The 17,319-nt window shown below is 73.0% G+C and carries 15 protein-coding genes; 2 read left to right on the top strand and 13 right to left on the bottom strand.

Annotated elements, in window-relative coordinates; genetic code table 11:
- Positions 1-38: 38 nt before the first annotated feature.
- From proB to ABT296_RS38710, 3 genes are read right to left on the bottom strand one after another with little or no spacing between them, the layout of a single operon-like run.
- Positions 39-1,259 carry a glutamate 5-kinase gene (gene proB / locus ABT296_RS09440; protein WP_351925003.1) on the bottom strand — a complete coding sequence of 407 codons (1,221 nt, stop codon included), beginning with the start codon at positions 1,257-1,259 and terminating at the stop codon, positions 39-41.
- Positions 1,256-2,266: an alpha/beta fold hydrolase gene (locus ABT296_RS09435; RefSeq protein WP_351925001.1), complete on the bottom strand. Its 1,011-nt coding sequence runs from the start codon at positions 2,264-2,266 to the stop codon at positions 1,256-1,258. Before ABT296_RS09435 ends, proB begins: the two co-directional genes overlap by 4 nt.
- The gene (locus tag ABT296_RS38710) at positions 2,263-4,224 is read right to left on the bottom strand and encodes a WhiB family transcriptional regulator (RefSeq protein ID WP_502977213.1); all 1,962 of its coding nucleotides are present in this window, start codon (positions 4,222-4,224) and stop codon (positions 2,263-2,265) included. Before ABT296_RS38710 ends, ABT296_RS09435 begins: the two co-directional genes overlap by 4 nt.
- A 554-nt stretch (positions 4,225-4,778) precedes the next feature.
- On the opposite strand from ABT296_RS38710, the gene ABT296_RS09420 reads away from it, so the two are divergent.
- Entirely contained in the window at positions 4,779-5,840 is a 1,062-nt protein-coding gene (locus ABT296_RS09420) for a type III polyketide synthase (RefSeq protein ID WP_351924999.1), read from the top strand.
- A 100-nt stretch (positions 5,841-5,940) separates the two neighbouring features.
- On the opposite strand, the gene ABT296_RS09415 is transcribed toward ABT296_RS09420, so the two are convergent.
- From ABT296_RS09415 to ABT296_RS09370, 10 genes are all read right to left on the bottom strand, one after another.
- Positions 5,941-6,666 carry a TetR/AcrR family transcriptional regulator gene (locus tag ABT296_RS09415; RefSeq protein WP_351924997.1) on the bottom strand — a complete coding sequence of 242 codons (726 nt, stop codon included), beginning with the start codon at positions 6,664-6,666 and terminating at the stop codon, positions 5,941-5,943.
- A 136-nt stretch (positions 6,667-6,802) separates the two neighbouring features.
- Positions 6,803-7,372: a TetR/AcrR family transcriptional regulator gene (locus tag ABT296_RS09410; RefSeq protein WP_351924995.1), complete on the bottom strand. Its 570-nt coding sequence runs from the start codon at positions 7,370-7,372 to the stop codon at positions 6,803-6,805.
- Between the two features lie 100 nt (positions 7,373-7,472).
- Entirely contained in the window at positions 7,473-9,101 is a 1,629-nt protein-coding gene (locus ABT296_RS09405) for an FAD-dependent oxidoreductase (protein WP_351924993.1), read from the bottom strand.
- Positions 9,085-10,356: an MFS transporter gene (locus ABT296_RS09400; protein ID WP_351924991.1), complete on the bottom strand. Its 1,272-nt coding sequence runs from the start codon at positions 10,354-10,356 to the stop codon at positions 9,085-9,087. The genes ABT296_RS09405 and ABT296_RS09400 overlap by 17 nt, the downstream gene beginning before the upstream one ends.
- Before the next feature lie 117 nt (positions 10,357-10,473).
- Positions 10,474-10,920 (bottom strand): SAM-dependent methyltransferase, encoded by a 447-nt coding sequence (locus tag ABT296_RS09395; RefSeq protein ID WP_351925189.1) that lies wholly within the window; start codon positions 10,918-10,920, stop codon positions 10,474-10,476.
- 400 nt (positions 10,921-11,320) lie between these two features.
- Positions 11,321-12,118, bottom strand: coding sequence for a class I SAM-dependent methyltransferase (locus tag ABT296_RS09390; protein WP_351924989.1), 798 nt, complete (start codon positions 12,116-12,118; stop codon positions 11,321-11,323).
- Between the two features lie 39 nt (positions 12,119-12,157).
- Complete coding sequence (locus ABT296_RS09385; RefSeq protein WP_351924987.1) at positions 12,158-12,883, bottom strand: hypothetical protein; 726 nt, start codon at positions 12,881-12,883, stop codon at positions 12,158-12,160.
- 4 nt (positions 12,884-12,887) lie between these two features.
- Positions 12,888-14,360 (bottom strand): coproporphyrinogen-III oxidase family protein, encoded by a 1,473-nt coding sequence (locus ABT296_RS09380; RefSeq protein ID WP_351924985.1) that lies wholly within the window; start codon positions 14,358-14,360, stop codon positions 12,888-12,890.
- A 235-nt stretch (positions 14,361-14,595) separates the two neighbouring features.
- Positions 14,596-14,757: a hypothetical protein gene (locus ABT296_RS09375; protein WP_351924983.1), complete on the bottom strand. Its 162-nt coding sequence runs from the start codon at positions 14,755-14,757 to the stop codon at positions 14,596-14,598.
- 129 nt (positions 14,758-14,886) lie between these two features.
- The gene (locus ABT296_RS09370; protein WP_351924981.1) at positions 14,887-16,215 is read right to left on the bottom strand and encodes a radical SAM/SPASM domain-containing protein; all 1,329 of its coding nucleotides are present in this window, start codon (positions 16,213-16,215) and stop codon (positions 14,887-14,889) included.
- A gap of 156 nt (positions 16,216-16,371) precedes the next feature.
- Here ABT296_RS09370 and ABT296_RS09365 point away from each other — a divergent pair, with 156 nt between their 5' ends.
- The gene (locus tag ABT296_RS09365; protein ID WP_351924979.1) at positions 16,372-16,812 is read left to right on the top strand and encodes a DUF6278 family protein; all 441 of its coding nucleotides are present in this window, start codon (positions 16,372-16,374) and stop codon (positions 16,810-16,812) included.
- Positions 16,813-17,319: the final 507 nt, after the last annotated feature.

The following is a 17,319-nucleotide window of genomic DNA, read 5'->3' as shown; positions in this document are numbered from 1 at the left end:
GGAGGTCCGACGGGCGCCGCCCCGTGTCCGTACGGCGCTCAGAACCCGGGGCCGCCGGCGTCCCGGGCCGCGAACTCCCGGGCGGGCAGCACCCGTACGTTCACCTGCCGGCGCACCTGGGCCGGGAAGCCGGTGCGGGCGGCCGCCGGGAGCAGCACCAGGTCGTCCTGGTGCACCACCTCCCGGCCGGACCGGCCGCGCAGCAACGACAACTCCTGGAAGGCGATCGAGGCGAGACCCCGGGCCACCACACGGCCCTCCTCGTCGAGGAGTTCCACCGGATCGCCCGCCACGAACTGGCCCGCGACCCGGGTCACCCCCGTCGCCGGCAGCGCGCCCCGGCCGTGGACCAGGGCGTGCACCGCTTCCGCCGTCAACTGCACGGTTCCGCGGGGGCTGCTGGCGTGCTCCAGCCACAGCAGATGGTCGGAGTTGCGGTCCCCGGTGCGGTGGAAGAGAGTGCCGGTCTCCCGGCCGGCCAGCGCGTCGGCGGCGTGCCGGGCGGCGGTCAGCACCACCGGTACGCCCGCCCCGGTCGCGATGCGGGCCGCCTCCACCTTGGTCTTCATCCCGCCGGTACCCACGCCCGAACTGCCCGCGTCCCCCAACTCCACCTCCTCCAGATCCTGTTGGCCGTGCACCTCGGTCAGCCGCCGGGCCCCGGGACGCCTGGGGTCACCGTCGTACAGGCCGTCGATGTCGGACAGCAGCACCAGCAGGTCGGCGCGCACCAGATGGGAGACCAGGGAGGCCAGACGGTCGTTGTCACCGAACCGGATCTCCGAGGTGGCCACCGTGTCGTTCTCGTTGACGATCGGCACCGCGCCCATCGACAGCACCTTGCTGAGCGCCCGGTAGGCGTTGCGGTACTGGGCCCGGCGGCCTATGTCGTCCGCGGTCAGCAGGACCTGGCCGACCCGCAGCCCGTAGCGGGCGAAGGAGGCCGTGTACCGGGCCACCAGCAGGCCCTGGCCCACACAGGCGGCGGCCTGCTGCCCGGCCAGGTCCTGCGGGCGCTCGGTCAGGCCCAGGGGCGCCAGCCCCGCGGCGATGGCGCCCGAGGAGACCAGCACGATCTCGGTGCCGCCGGCAATGGTGCGGGCCAGTACGTCGACGAGGGCGTCCACGCGGTCGGAGTCCAGACCGCCCACCGCCGTCGTCAGTGAGGACGAACCCACCTTCACCACGATCCGCCGCGCCCGCAGCACGTCGGGGCGCAGGCCGTCGTCCGGGGCCGGGTTCGAGGGTGGCCGGGTCATCGTTGCGCTCCCGTGTCGAGGGCGAGCTCCCGGGGCGCGCCCGGGACGGTCCCACCGCGTTGTCGTAGGTCGCGCAGGAGCGCGTGCACGGTCTCCACGACCAGCACCGGACGCTCGTACGGCAGGTCATGGCCCTGTTTCGGCACGGTGTACAGGGTCGCCCCCGGGATGTCGTCGGCCAGCCGCAGGGCCTGGCCGGGTGGTGTGTAACTGTCGAGGGCGCCGACCAGGATCCGGGTCGGCACCCGGCTGAGCGCGCCGAGCCGGCCCGCGCAGTCGTGCGTGGTCAGCGCGGCGAAGAACTCCGCCACGATCAGCGGGGGGATGGTGCGCAGCGCGTGCGCGTCGGCCCGGGCGTGGTCGGTCTGCGGGCCCCGCCCGAACAGCGCGTGCCACAGCGGGGCGGCCGAGGGGTGCGAGAGCGGTCCGGTGAGCAGCCGGTGCACGGTCCTGGCCCAGCCGGCCGACCTCAACAGGCCGTCCGCGACCAGCCGTTCGGCCTGAGCCCGGCGCTGCGCGGCCCGGTCCTCGGGCACGAACGGCACCTCGCCCGCCTCCTGCACACACGTCGAGAACAGCGCGGCACCGGACACCCACGGCCCGAACAACTCGGGTCGTGCGGCAGCCAGTTGCTGTACGGCCATGCCGCCCATGGAGTGCCCGACGAGCAGCACGGGACCGTCCTCGGGGACGGTCGCCCGGCGCAGTACGAGATCGAGGTCGCGCCCGAGCAGCGCCATGTCCAGCGGCGCCGTCCCCCGGGTCGAGCGGCCGTGCCCGCGCTGGTCGTAGCTGACCGCCCGCAGCGCGGGGAAGCCGGGGCGCGGTCGCGTCAACGCCTCGATGTGCGGCCGCCATTCGAGCGCGGACATGGTCCAGCCGTGCGAGAGCACGACCGTGGCCCGGGCCTTCGGCGACCCGTGCGCGTACACGACGATCTCGGCCCCGTCGTCCGTGACGACGGTCCCGGCGAGCCGCCGAGCCTGTACCTCCCGTACGGCGCTCATGACCTTTCGCCCTTCTTGCCGACGGTGCCCGGGACGGGCCGGATGGTGATGGTGACCCGGGGGTTGCGCGGTACGACGAAGGTCCGCGCGGAGCCCGTGGTCAACGTGACCCGGGGCCCCTCGGGCAACCGCCGGGCCCTGGGCTTGAGCAGCAGCCGCACCCGGTCCACGTACAGCGGTGCGGCTTGGGCCGGAGGACGGGGATCGCCGGGGGCCGGGCGGGAGTGCGGGGGGAAGGACGGGCGGGGGGTGTCGGGGGTTGGCCGGGTGTTCGGGGTGACGCGTGGGCGTGAGATCTGGTCGGGGCGTGACCAGGAGCTGTCGTAGGGGGAGTGCTTGTCCGGCGGCACGGGGGAGTCGCCCGGAGCGCGACGTCCCCCCTCCACCCGCCGTCCGTGGTCGGCGACCGGCGCCGGGGGCTGCCCGGCACGCCGGGCCGGGGCCCGACGGCCCTCCTGCCCGGTCCCGGTGACCCGGCTCCGCTCATCGCGGGCGGTGGCTCGCCGCCTCTCCTCGGCCCCGGCAACCGGCCGTCCCTCCGCCAGGCCCGCCCCGGTGTCAGGCGCTGTTCCGGCAGCGGCACCAGCCACCGCCCCTGCCGCGTCGGCCCTTCGGGCGGCACCGCCAGGTGCCGTACCGCCTGCGGTGACCTGCCTGTCCTGCGCGGTCGGTGCGGCCCGCCGAGCCTCGGGGCCCCGGGCGGCCCCGGTTGTGGCGCCGGCCCCTGCTCCGGCGGCCCTGGGAGTCCCCTGACCCCGCGGGCCCGGCGCGGGGCTCGGTCCACCTGCGGGCGCCGGTCCTGCCGGATGCCCCCCAGCGGGGAGTTGAGGGCGCTGCGGGTATCCGGACCGCGCGGCCCCGGACCCCGGTGACGGTGTCCGGCGTACAGGCACTGCCCCGAACCCCGGCGGGACCGCTCGGCGTACGGCCTCCGCCCCGTCACGGAGGCGGATGCCGGGGCGCTCGCCGCGGGCCACGCCGTCCGGCGATCCGGGGGTCGGCCCGCCCGTACCTCGGGCGGTGTTGTCCGTGCCTCGGGCCCTGCCGTCTGCCGATCCGGCGGTCGGCCCGTCTATAGCGCGGGCTCTGCCTTCTGTCGGTTCGCCGGCCGCCCGGCCCGCGGCTCGGGCCTCGCGCGCTGAGCCGGCGGTCGGCCCGTCCGTAGCGCGGGCTCTGCCTTCCGTCGGTTCGCCGGCCGCCCGGCCCGCGCCTCGGGCCTCGCGCGCAGAGCCGGCGGTCGGCCCGTCCGTAGCGCGGGCCCCGCCCGCCGCCGATCCGGCAGCCGCCCCGCCCGCGCCTCGGGCCCCGCCGTCCACAGATCCGCCGGCCCCGCCCCCCACCGCACCGACCCCGAACTCCGCGGCCCCGGCGGCCAACTCCTCCGTCCTGCCGACCACTCCGTCCCCCGCCGAGGCTGCCGCGCTCCCCGCCCCGCCCCGCCGTATCCGTTTGCGCGGGGCCCGGGGATTGGGCATGCCGCTCACCGGGCCCCGGGTGCACGAGGACGCCAACTCCGCGAGCTGCCATGCCTGTTGGACCTGACCGAAGCTGATGCCCAGGGCGCCCGCGATGCGGCGCGGGGTCCAGCCGTGGTGGCGCAGGTACCACACGTACGCCGGGCGTTCCCTGGGCGCCGCGCTCAGCCCGGGGCCGCCGCTCGCCAGGTGCGCGGCCAGTTGCGCCCCGGTCGACTCCAACGTGCCGGCGATCCGCAGCAGTTCCCGTCGTTCCCGTGCGTTGAAGCCGCCCCAGATCCCGGCGTTCTCGTCGTGCAGGAGCGCCTCGCGCAGGCACTCCCGGGCCACCGGGCAGCGCCCGCACAGGCGTTTGGCGACGGCCTCCCGGTCGATGCCGCCCGAGGCTCCGGGGTGCGGGAAGAAGGTCTCGGGGTCGGTGTCGCGGCAGGCCGCGCGCTCGGTCCAGGGGTCGGGGTCCGCGTAGTGCGGTGGTGCCTGCATGGCGGTCGGCCCTCTCTCGCTGTGATCCCGGTGGCCGGTGGCCAGTCGTCTGCGTTCAGCGGTCCGTGGCCGGTGGCGCGTGAGCCCGCACGCGCGTAACCGTGCGGCACAAACCCGACGCCCCCAACCGCGCGGCACGGACCCGGCACCCCGCACCCAACGCACCGCGCCCGGTCCCCGCTGTCCGCCCGCATTGAATTCCATGCGCGTTGAATTTCGCTCTAGTTGGAGTCAACTCCGCTCTCCTAGGCTCCAGTTCAGAGGTCGACCCCCGGGTGATGCCCGCATGAGGGGTACTTCTGGTCAAACGTTCCTGCATTGCAGTGCGCCGCTCTGCGCGCCTGTTTGCTGTGCGCGCGTTCGACGAGCCGCACCGTTCAGGCGCCCGCGAAGGACAGCACCGTCAGACACCGGGGGGAGTGTTCGGCATGCCCATGTCTCCATGGCTGGAGCCCAGTGAGCGTCCACCGCAGGGCCGTGCGGGTGCCCGACCGCCGGGCCGGAACCGGTCAGTGCCTCCTTCATCCGCAGGCTTTTCAACCTTTGGAGACGTCGTGCCCGTAGTCAGCGCTCCCGTCGTCGCTCTGCCCCGCTACCAGGTCACCACCGACGAACTGATCGACCAGATCAGGGAGTTGTATCCCGAACACCCGCGTCTGCGTGCCGTGGTCCGCGCCATCCGCGCCACCACCGTGCAGACGCGCTGGTACACCCGGCCGCCGTTGGAGCGGCTGCGTGAGCAGCGTTCGCTCGCCGATCACGCCCGTGAGCACCTGCTCGACTCGGTGGAACTGGCGGAGCGCGCCGCCGAGGGGGCGCTGCGGGAGGCGGGTGTCACGCCCGGCGACATCGACGCCGTGGTGGTGACCAGCGCCACCGGACACACCATGCCCGGTCTCGACGTACGGCTGATGCAGCGCCTCGGTGTGCGCCCCCAGGCGCGGCGCATTCCGGTGACGCAAATGGGCTGTGCCGGAGGGGTGTTCGGCATCTCCACGGCCATGGAACTGGTCGCGGCGCGGCCCGAGGCCACGGTCCTCGTGGTCTGCGCCGACGTGTTCAGTGCCTACCTCAACTGCGCGGACACCGGCATGGACGGGATGATCTTCAAGGGGCTCTTCGGCGACGCTGCCGGCGCGTGCGTGGTGCGCGGCCGGGCCGACGGCCCCCACATGGAGCTCACCGCGTCCTGGGAGTGTCTGCACCCCGGCAGCGCGGACGTGGTGGGAACCCGTACCTCCGGTGACGGGCTGCACGGCTACAACTCGCCCGAGCTGCTGAACGTGATCGGGAGCGTACTGCCCCACCTGGGCGACTGGTTGCGGGCCACGGCGCTCGAAGGGGAGGACCCCGCGCCCGAGTTCGTCGTCTCGCACACCGGTGGCCCCAAGGTCATCGACGCGCTCGCCGAAGGTCTCGGCGGTCCGGCCGAACTGTTCGGGATGGCCCGCGACTCACTGCGCGACGTGGGCAACGTCGGTTCGGTGTCCGCGCTGGAGGTCCTGGAGCGCACCTTCGCCAAGCCGCCCGCCGACGGGGCCCGCGGCCTGCTGCTGGCGCCCGGTCCGGGCATCGCCCTGATGGCGGTCAAGGCCGTCTGGCGCGAGGGCGTCTGACCCGACGCCGTCCGGCGGGACGGCGTCCGATCCCACCCCGCTCCGGACACGGTGCCCGTCCCGGCACCGTGTCCGGACGGTCGGTTCGGGCGTGGGGAGTTCAGTCCGCCGCCGGCCCGCCCTGGCCGCGCGGCTCCAGGTTGATGGACAGGCGCAGGTCCAGTGCCGGCACCACCCAGTCGAGGAACTCCGCGTAGCTCATGTCGCACAGCGGCTGCACCTGCAGGACGTAGCGCAGGATCGCGAGTCCGATGATGTGGCCCGAGGCCAGCGCGGCGCGGGCCTCGGAGTCCTCGATGTCCTTGTAACCGGTCGAACTGGTCCACGCCTTGGTGCTCGCCTCGATGCGCGACCTGAGCATGTCCGACGTGACGCTGTCGGCGAGCCCCGCCCGGTAGATGGCCGTCATCGCGTAACGCGTCTTCTCGTTCTCCCAGAACGAGAAGTAGGTGTGGGCGAGCCAGGCGGCCTCCGAGGTGACGTCCTCGGCGAAGGGCATGCCGTCGAAGGCCGTCGACACACTGAGCGGAGAATTGACCGCGGCGTCGAACACGCCTTCCTTGTTGCTGAAGAAGTGGTGGACCAGTGCGGGATCCACGCCAGCGTTCTCGGCGATCGCCCGAATGGTGGTACGGGCGTAGCCGCGGTCGGCGAACAGGTGCAACGCTGCCTCGAGGATCTGTTCCCGGGTGCCGCTGTCTCCGGGGCGACGTCCGCTGCGAGCACGCTTCGGCCGGCTCCGCCGAGCCTGCGGACCGTCGGTCGAGTCGGTCTCCTCGGGCCTCCCGGAGATAGAAGCGGAATCGTCTGAGCGGCTGGGTTTCATGAGATCACTGCACTTTGGGTGAGGAGCGCCGGAACAAGGGAATTCACTGTACAGTGAAAATATCTTATCAGGCGTGACACCTCGAGGCCATGAGCATGCGGAGTCTTGGCCTCTTCCTTACTCTGCCTGTTCCTTCTCATACCGACGCCAGCACCGTACGCATCGACGGGGCGACGAGTTCGGCCAGCGCCGGCACCGGAAGGTCGGCGATCGGCCGCAGCCGCAGGACGTAACGCGTGAACGCCACGCCCAGCAGCTGTGCCGCGAGCACACCGCTGCACGCGTCCGCCCGCTCCGCCCCCAGGGCACCGCGCAGACTGCTGGTGAACTGCTCGTGCAGCATCCGCCGAAGATGCTCCGCCGCCCGCTCGTTGGTCGCCGCGCACCGCAGCAGCAGCCGCATCGAGCCCTCGTCGAGGTCGTCCTCCCAGGGCGCGAGGAAGTGCGTGAGCAACTCCCGCGGGAGCAGCTCCACCGGCGTGCCGGTGAGGTCCGGCAGCCCGAGATCGACGTCGAGCGCCGCGTCGAACAACTGCTCCTTGCTCCCGAAGTACCGCATCACCATGGACGGGTCGATGGCGGCCGTCGCCGCGATGGCCCTGATCGTCGAGCGCTGGTAGCCGTCCGCGGCGAAGTGCATCCGGGCCGCCCGCAGTATGGCCTCCCGGGTGCGCTGCGAGCGCCTCGACATCACTGGCTGCGCCATGGCTGGGATTCCCTCGGCGTGTGGTCGGTGCCGGCCCCCGCGCGACAGGCGGTGCGAGGGGGCCGGGCGGAGTCGGTCGGTGCTCCACGATGTCCTCGCGTCACGTACGGTCGGCGGCTGCCGGTTGCGAGTCGGGGGCCTCGGCGGGTTCCTCCCGCGCGGTCCGGGTCGGGGCGGCGCTCTCGGCGGCGGGCGGCGCGGGAACCCCCGACGCCGGCCCCTCGGTGCCGCACCAGCGGTGCAGCGCCTGGCGTACGCGGTCCTCGCGGCCCGTGGGTGACGTCGTGCTGTCCACCCAGGCAGCGTATCCGTCCGGGCGGACCAACACGGCGCTGAGGGAACCGAGTTGCGGAACCGGTCCGTCCACCCGGACCGGGCAGACCCGTGAGCCCCAGCCCTCGGCGACCTGGGCGGCCACGCCGTCCCCGCCGAGGTCGAGCAGCAGGAACCGGCCGTCACGCATCAGCTCGTACATCCGCACCGGCGCGCCCCCGGCCCGCGGCACCGCGAGATCGGGCACCCGCTGCCCGGCGCGCAGCCGGGCCCCGCCGAGGACGGCCGGACGGCCGCGGCCGGCGTAACCGGAGCGCAGCCCGGACAGCGCCTCGCTCGCGACCTTCCTGATCCTGCGGCGGCCGAGCAGCCGGCTCAGCACCACCCGGCGGATGCCCGTCACCACCGGCGAGGGGTGCGTGGCCATCCGGGTCGCGTGGTCGGTGGCCTTGAGGATCTTCTGCGCCTGCGGCCGCCGCTCGGCCTGGTAGGTGTCGAGCAGACCGGCCGGCGCCCAGCCCTGGATGGTCGCGGCCAGCTTCCAGCCGAGGTTGACGGCGTCCTGGATACCGAGGTTGAGGCCCTGGCCGCCCAACGGCGAGTGCAGGTGCGCCGCGTCGCCCGCCAGCAGCACCCGGCCGGTGCGGTACTGGTCGGCGAGCCGCTGGTGGATCCTGAACCGGGCCAGCCAGCGCGGCTCGTGCGGCTGAGGGTCATAGCCGAGCACCTCGGTCAGCCGCTCCGACAGCTCCTCCAGCGTCACCTCGTCCCGTGTCCACGGGTGGTCGCGGTGTCCCACCGCGATCCGGTGCCAGCCGTCCCCGAACGGGATCGACACCATCATCGCGCCGCCGCCGCTCAGTATCACCACGTCGTCCGGCGGCGGGGTCGCCAGCTTGACGTCCGCGAGGATCGGCGCCATGTCGTAGGTACGGCCGCGGAAGGCGATCCCGGCCAGTTCGCGCACCGCGCTGTGCGCGCCGTCGCAGCCCACCACGTAGTCCGCGCTCTCCTGCCACTCACCGGACTCGGTGCGCACGTCGAGCCGTACCCCCGTCGCGTCCTGCTCCAGGCCGAACACCTCCGCCCCGCGCTGCACGATGACCCCGAGATCGACGGCGCGTTGCAGCAGCGCCTCCTCGGTCCGGCTCTGCGGGACCACGTACAGCGCCGGGAACGGGCTGTCGATCGCGGTGAAGTCGATCTCGGCGCCCCGCGCGGGCAGCATCCGGCCGACCGGCCGGCCCACCGCGGTCAGCGAGTCGGCGTGGCCGCGCAGATCGAGGACCTCCAGGGTCCTGCTGTACAGCGCCATCGCACGGGATTGCGCGGAGGGTTCCGTACGGCGTTCCAGGACGGTGCACGAGACCCCGGCGGCGGCCAGCTCGCAGGCCAGCGCCAGTCCGGTGGGTCCCGCTCCGACGACGATCACGGACTGTTCAGGTGTGGGTGCCATGGGACTCTCCTTGGACATCGGTCAGCGGCAGAGCCGGCGCGGGCCGCGCGCCGGGAAGAGGGGAGGGGCGGCCGGCCCGGGCCGCCCAGGCGCCGCAGCCGAGCGCCAGGGCCCCGAGCACCAGCCAGCCGACGGGCCCGCGTTGCACCACCAGGAAGGTGACGACGAGCGGACCGTAGGTGTTGCGGGCGGCGTTGCCGAGGCTGAAAAAGGCCAGATAGACCTGGCGCCGGTCCTCGGGCGCCAGATCGTAGGAGATCGCCCAGGCGCCCGCCTGCTGGTACATCTCCGCGAACGCCTGGAAGGCCACCGCGAGGAGCAGCACCGTCACCGCGGCCGTCGTCGACAGCTCACCGGTGACGGCCAGCGCCAGACAGCAGACGGCGAGCAGCAGCCCGCTCAGCCTCAGCGCGCGGCCGCCGTCCTCGGCGCTCTCCACGCCCCGGGTCGCCCGCACCTGGAACAGCACCACGACGGCCGTGTTGAGCACGAGCGTCCAGGCGATCACGGCCCGGGGCAGCCGGTCGTCGGCCAGCACCCACAGCGGGACGCCGACGGTCAGCACCGTGACATGCAGGCTCACCACGGAGTTCAGGACGGTCAGCACGGTGAACCGGCGGTCCCGGAAGACCGAGAGCCGCCGTCGCCACGGCAGCGGCCGGCCCCCGCCGGCCCCGCCCGCCCGCAGCCGGGTCACCAGCACGGCGGCGAGCACGAACGACAGCGCGTTGCCGTACACGACCGCCAGATACACCCCGTCGTCGTCCCACAGCAGCGCCCCGGCCGCCGCGAGCCCGCCGAGCGCCATCCCCAGGTTCTGCAGCGTCCGGGCGATGCCCATCGCCCGGACCCGCTGCCCGGCCTCCACGGCCGCCCCGAACATCCCTTGCACCAGCGGGGACGCGGCGCGGTCGGCCACCGCGAGCAGCGACACCACCAGCAGGAAGGAGGTGAACGACGACGCGAACGGGTAGCACGCCAGCAGCGCCGCCCGGGTCAGATGGGCGGCGAGCAGCATCCGGCGCGGGCCGGCCCGGTCCGCCAGGATCCCGGTGGGCACCAGCAGCGCGAAGGACACCGCGCCCGCGATGCCCAGACCGAGCCCCACCTGACCGCTGCCCAGATCCAGGTAGCGGGTGAGGAAGACGACGGAGACCGCCATGTAGAGCCCGCTGCCGAGGGCGTCCACGAAGACCGCGGCCAGCAGCGCCAGGGCGCTGCGCGGCAGCCGCTCCCGCCCGGCGGACTTCTTCATCTCGGCTCCGATCGGCGGAGGTTCGGTTCGGCAGGGGCTCGGTCGGCGGAGGTGCGGTTCAACGGCCGCTGGGCCGACGGAGGTTCGGCCCGCCGGAGGTCCCGCCGTACGCGGTGCTCAGTAGTAGTCGCGCATCAGGTCGTCGACCCACGAGGGCTGTACGACCTCCTCGCGCGGCCCGAACTGGGTGAGGTAGGGCTTGATGTCGAGGACCGGAGTGCCGTCCACGGCGTCCAGACCGCGCACATGGACGTCGAGCCCGTCCACCTTGAGCAGCCGGCAGCGCGAGACGCCGATCCGGTTGGGGCGGTTCTTCGCCCGCTGCGCGAAGATCCCGGCGCGCGGCCAGTCGGGGTTGCCCCGCGGATGCCGGGCCCCGGTGTGGATCTTCTCCGGCGCCACCCGGTGGAAGTGGAAGACCACCTCCAGGTGCGAGAAGGAGTCCAGACCGAGCAGCGCCTCGGGTCCGAACCGCCGACCGTCCAGCCGGATCACCGAGGTGATGTCGCCCCAGTAGTCGTCGGACAGGTCGCTGCGGTCGCTGTGGACGCGGCCGATCGGCACCAGGTCGGTGACGGCGCCCGGCCCGGGCTCCTCCAGATGCGCGAACCACACCTCGTCGCGGACCAGCAACTCGCCGGTGACGGCCCGCTGCACGGTCAGGAAGATCTCGTCGGCCGGGACGCGCAGCTGCTCCGCGAGCCGGGTCTGGACCAGCCGGAGCATCGCGCCGACCTGGTCCTTGCTGTAACTCGCCTTGCAGACCACGAATCCGACCGGTGCCGGGGGAGTGTCCGAGGCCCGCCACTCGGGCCGGTGGTAGGTGCCGGGCTCCAGCCGCTGCCACCACACCCAGCAGTGGCCGGCGGGCAGTCCGAGCAATTCGGTGACGGAGTTGGCGAGTTGTTCCAGCGCCGCCGAGCCGGGGCTGGCGTCGGGGGAGAAGAGCCTGATCACCGGCATGTCAACGCACCCCGCCCAGCGGCTTGACGCCGATCACCATGCAGGTGCGCACGGGGATGAGGAACTCCTCGCCGTCCCGCCGGATCCCCAGCGCCGCCCGGTGCTCCTCGGGCGCCTCGGCGAGCCGCCGCCGGATCGCGGCCTCGGCCTCGGCACCGGAGGAGGCGATCTCGCACCACCGCTTCACCGGCACCCCGGTCCGGCTCTCGGACTGACCGCCGCGGGCGACGGGGACGTTGAGGCCCGCGCCCTGGAGGAACCCGACCCACTCGTCGAGGGTGTAGCTGCGCTCGTGGGTGGGGTCGTGCAGGACCTCCAGCTCGTGGTTGAACGCGTCGATCACGGGGTCCGGGTGGCCCTCCAGGTCGATCACCGCGAGCCGCCCGCCGGGCCGCAGCAGCCGGGTCATCTCCCCGACCGCCCGCCGGATGTCCTGGAAGTGGTGCGGCGCGAGCCGGGACACCACCAGGTCGAAGGAGCCGTCGGCGAAGGGCAGTTCCTCGGCGGCGGCCTGCGCCGTCTCCACCGTGACCTGCCGCTCGGCGGCCAGTCCCCGGAACGACTCCAGCATCGACGGCGCCGGGTCGACGCCCACCAGCCGGGCCGGCGACTGGCCGGCGAAGGACAGTGCCAGATGGCCCGCGCCGCAGGCGACGTCGCAGATCGCGCTGCCGCTCTGCGACCCGAGCGTCTCGTGCAGGGCCTCCATGGTGGGGCTCGACCGGTGCACCTCGCTGGTGGCGAAGTTGCCTGCGATCTTGTCGAACCGCCGGCTGGAGAGAGTCTCACTCGCGGGCATCTCGTTCCCTTTCCTGTCGTGCTGTGAGCCGATGCGACGTCATGGGGCCAGGCCCACCAGGGAGGTGAGTTCCGGCAGCGGGTCCCGGCCCGGGTCCGGCCCGCAGGGGTGCAGGGTGTGCCCGAGTCCTTCGAGCAGATGGACGTTGACCTCGGGCGTGGGCGACCCGATGACGTGCCGCGCGGACCAGTCGGCGTACATGCCCGGGTCGAAGACGACGGTCTGCGGATCGGCGCCCGAGCCCGAGGTGTCGTCGATCAGATAGCCGATCAGGTCACGGCTGCCGTAGACGAGTTCGACGGCCGGCACGCGCGAGGCGAGGAAGATGTCGTCCTCCACCACCGTGCCCACCAGGACCAGCCGGTCGGCGCGCGGCGGCGTGCCGGACTCCAGCAGCTCCAGCAGGGCCAGCCCGCCGAGCGAGAAGCCGACCAGGACGAGCGGTCCGGTCAGCAGGTGCCGGTGGCCGCGCAGCAGATGGTCCAGCCGCTCCACCCGGGCCGCGAAATCCTTCTCGGTGAAGGGCACCAGGTGGTCGCGCACCGGCATGTCGCACTGCAGGACCTGCCGGCCCGCGCCGACCAGACGCTCCGTCAGCCGGTCGAGCAGCAGGTCGTCCCGGCCCCCGCCGTCGAGGGCCGAGACGCTTCCGGGGCCGGCGAGCACCACGGTCCCGCTCGCCGGGGCCGCGGGGAACGACCGCCGCAGACGGTACGGCGCCCCCGCGGAGTCCTTGCGCCACTGGACGTGGCGGTGCACGCTCACCCCGTCACCTCCGGCAGACGGCTTCGGCGAAGCTGCCGACGCGCTGGTGGAAGTAGACACTGATGATCTCCTCGTGCAGGGCCTCGCCGTCCAGGGTGGGCACGACGCTCTCCGCGGTGCCCGGCACCGGCTCGACCAGCCCGCGCTCTTGCAGGTCGGCGAAGACCGAGGCGAACGGCTCGTCGTGGAACAGCTCCACCCCGAACCGGCGCCGGAACCGGGCCGCGTCGATCGGCTGGTTGGCCTTGAAGTTGAAGCCGAGCACCAGCCCGATCGCCTCCAGCCCGACCAGCCTGCGCCCGAACGCCAGCGGCAGCCCGGGGCCGTCCTGGATCTGCCGGGCGTAGCCGCTGATGTCGGCGGTGTTGTGGGTCTGCACGACCGTGTCGTCGTCGCCGGTGAGCCAGCCGTAGGCGCCCGGCCCGTAGGCGATCATCGAGTCGTGGCGCTGCCACTTGTTGCGGGAGACCCGCGGGATGTTGCCCTCCGGGTAGACCCCCGGCCGGTTCCACCAGCCGCACGGGCTGGGGTGGTAGCCGGCGTCGAGCAGCTCCTCCACGACGGCCTCGCGCATCTCGTACGTCTCCTCCAGGCCGGGGAAGGCGTGCTCCGAGCGCAGCCGGTCGCGGACGCTCTCCACGTTCCACAGGGCCCGGTTGCCGATCCCCATCTTGGCCCGGTCCGCGTTGCGCAGCCGGTAGATGGTGATCGTGGGCACCTCCAGGGCGGTCAGCGCACGGATGTCCTCGGCGACCTTCGCGGGGGTCTGGTGCGGCAGCCCGAACATCATGTCGGCGTTGAACGGCCGCCCCGTCGACCGGAGTTTCTCGATCGCCCGCAGGGACATCGCGGCGTCGTGGCCCCGCCCGGCGAAGGCGTTGACCTCGCTCTGCAGCGACTGCACGCCCACGCTGAACCGGTTGAAGCCGATGTGGCAGGCCTCGGCCAGCTCCTCGCGCTGGAAGTTGTCCGGGTTCCCCTCCAGGGAGATCTCGCAGTCCTCGGTCAGTGCGTAGTTGGCCCGCATGTGCGCGACCAGCCGGCCCAGCTGCTCGGTGCCGAGCAGGGACGCGGTGCCGCCGCCGAGGTAGACCGACTCGATGCGGGCCCCGGCGAGCCAGGGGGCGTGCGCCAGGCGCCGCTCGGACTCCTCGATCAGCAGGTCCGTCCAGACCCGGGAGGCGCGCTCGCCCTCCGCGCCGCCGGGGATCTTGCGTTTGACGTAGTTGCAGAAATGACAGATGTACGCGCACAGCGGCACGTGGAAGTACAGATGCGCGGGCCGGCCGGCACCCGGGTGGGCGCGCAGCGCCTCGGCGACCTCGCCGGCGTCGAGCCGGTCGCCGTAGTTGGCCGTCACGTTGATGTTGTAGTCGTCCTGGCCGATCCTGAGAGCCGGGTTCTCCTGGAGCAGCCGCGCGAGTCCTGTGCCGGGGCGCACGGCGGTGGTGCCGGCTGAAGCAACCGTCTTGCTCATCGCGACCTCGTCTCCTGTCCGGGCTCGGGCCCCGCTGGTCGGTCACGCCGCGCCTGACGTGCGCGCGGCCCTTCCCGGCCCGTCCCTCACGGGCCGGGAAGGCCGTGCAGCGCTCGCCCCCGGTTCCGATCCCTCGGCGGTTCCGGAGGTCCCTCGAGCGCTCTTCCGCGAGCCCGTCCCTCTACGAGCCCGGGGGGTCCTGCTGCGCTCCGGTACGTCTCGTCACGGCGGTGGGTCAGATCTCGACCTCGATGACCGTGGCCTCGGTGATGGAGGTGGCCTCCACCAGGAGCGTCTCGTTGGGCGCGGTGGCCGAGGCGGCGCCGACGGCGCTGAGCGTCACGCCCTCCTCGCCCGGCTCGAGGTGGATGCGGATGACCTTCTTCTCTTCGGGCATGTCCGTGTTCCCTTCGATGAGGGGCGGCGTGCCGCCCTCGGACGGGACCCGCCCACGGCGTCGGGAGCGGGGTCGGTGGGGCCCGGCGGTCGGCCGGGCGCGGTGGTGTGCGGCCCTCGGCGGGCGCGGCTAGCGCGGGGTGAGCGTCAGGCGTATGTCCCGCCGTCGGCGCTCGCGCCAGTAGCGGCCGGAGCGCAGCATGAACTCCTGGAGGTACTCGGTGGCGCCGCAGCCCTGCGCGTCGCCGGTGAGGTTGCGGGCCAGCGGGGGGCAGCGGAACTGGCACCAGAGGTCCTCCGCGGCCACCGGGCAGGTCCCGCACACCGTGTGGTCGCTGAACCGGATGTCGCGGAAGGCGTCGAACCCGGTCTCCCAGATGTCGGCGAAGGACCGCTCGGTGAGGTTCCCGGCCCGGTGCAGCTGGCCCGACATGCAGTTGCTGCACGGGTAGACGTCGCCGCGGCTGTTGACGTAGACGACCGAGCGGCCGCACTTCTCCTGGCCGACGGCGCGTTCGAGGCGCTGGCAGAACTGGATGGTGTCCACCCCGCGGATCTCGTCCGCGGCGCGCCCGCCGGGCGCCGCGCCCGCTCCGGCCCCGGTGCCGGGACCGCTCTCGTCGGCCGGCTCGGTCTCGGGGGAGGTCGAGTACCGCTCCATGCAGCGCTGGTAGACCTCGAAGACCTCGTCGACGTCCTCGGGTCGCAGCAGCATGTCCGGGTGGAGCAGGGCGCGGCCCACGGGGTGGGTCTCCAGCCACTGCGGCCGGGGGTAGCCGCGCTCCGCGCACCACTCGAAGATCTCCTCGGCGTCCTGGATGTTGTTGCGGTGGACGGAGATCGCGGTGCGGAAGACATGGCCGTGCCGGCGCATCGCCTCGAAGGCGCGCTGGAGCTTGGGGAAGTCCATCCGGCCGCGAACGGTGCGTTCGGGGTCGGCGGTGTCGAAGCTGATGAAGAACGACTGGCCCGGCGGGATCGCCGCGAGCCGCTCCTCGGTGACGAGCAGGCCGTTGGTGAAGATCTGGGTGCTGAACGGCTTGCTCCGGGCGTGGTTGACGATCTCCACCGCGTCCCGGTGGGAGAAGATCTCACCACCCGTCAGGAAGACCTGGAGCACGCCGAGTTCGGCGAACTCGTCGAGCAGGGCCTTGATGCGCGGGGTGGACATCTCGTCGGGACGCTTCAGCGCGGAGTCCGCGTAGCAGTGCTTGCAGCGCAGGTTGCACAGGTTCGTGGTCTCCACGAACGCGATGGCCGGCGCGGAGAGATGGAACCGGTCCAGGGTGACCAGCGGATCGGTGATCGCGTGGGTCATCAACTCCTCGGCGGGGACCGGCCGTCCGGCGTTGTGCCGCAGGATCAGCGGGTGCGCCGAGTTGGCGAGGAACTCCACATGGCCGTTGGGCAGCAGGGCGACCAATCCGCCCTCGTTCACCTGGAATGGGATCTTCCGCACGGGTCCCCGCCTCCCGGAACGCCAAAGTCAACATCTGTTGAACTCATGACGTGATGAACTCTACGGAGCATGAATAAGTTTTGGCAAGGGGTATCGGGTTGGCCGGTTCCCGCGTGCCGGTGGTGCCGGTGGCATGGTCGGTGCGAGGGTGGGCGCATGGACATCCCTTTCCTGACGGCCTGGCGCAGGCGACGCGGTGCCGCCCACGGCGTGGCGGTGCTCTCCGCCGGGGGTGAGGGATACGAGGGCATCGGGGAACTGCTCGCGGAGTGCGATCTGCTGCGCTCGCAGGCGGGCCGGGAGGGGATCGGGCTGGACGACTCGGCGGCCTCGCTGGAGGCGCTCGACCAGCTGCTCCCGCGCTGGCGGGACGACGAGGAGGTGCTGCCCTGGCTGGGCAACGACGCCGGCCTCTACCTCGGCACGGTGATCGTGCGCACGGTCCCGGGCGCCCGGTGGGAGATCTGGTCCAACGGCCAGCCCGTCGTACGGCTCTCCTCGGGCCGCGAGTTCGACGTCGTCGCCTCCGGGCACGAGTGGGCGGCCAGCGGGGTCCCCGAGCTGTCGCAGCTGTACGCGGAGGTCGCCGAGGCGTGATCCCGTGGCCCGGGCTGCGGCGTAAATACGGCTATTGCCCGGAAAGTGCGTGTCGTGTGCAGGGGCATGTCCCGGCTGGATAGTTTGCGGCGACCGCGACACGGCTGGGAGTGGGTGGGGCTGGGCATGGCTTTCGATCCGTCTACCGCACCGCGTGACGCCCCGGGGCAACCGCGTGTCCTCGTCGGTGACGGGGGACGTCCGGCCCGTCGGGGCGGGGTTGACGGACGCGCTCGCGGGTCTCCTCGCCGCCCCGGAGGGCGGGCGCGAGGGGACTTCCGGTCCGACGTCCCCAAGTACTGAGCGGGGCCGCGATCCGCGCCGCGCACCGCACGGGCGCCCTCGACGGTGCCGGACGCCGGATGCTCAAGCCCCGCTCGCCGCCCGGCGGCTGCGTCACGCGGAGCCTCGACTACGATGGGCGGTTCGTCCCCTGGGACCGGCCCTCCGGCGATCTCCGCGTCCGGCCGGTCGCACGGGGGCGCTGCTGCCGGGTGGGGTTCCCCC

The sequence above is a fragment of the Streptomyces sp. NPDC000983 genome (genome assembly GCF_040299205.1).
GTDB lineage: Bacteria > Actinomycetota > Actinomycetes > Streptomycetales > Streptomycetaceae > Streptomyces.
Note: the sequence above shows the minus strand (reverse complement) of the source record. Positions and strands in the feature narration are given on the sequence as shown.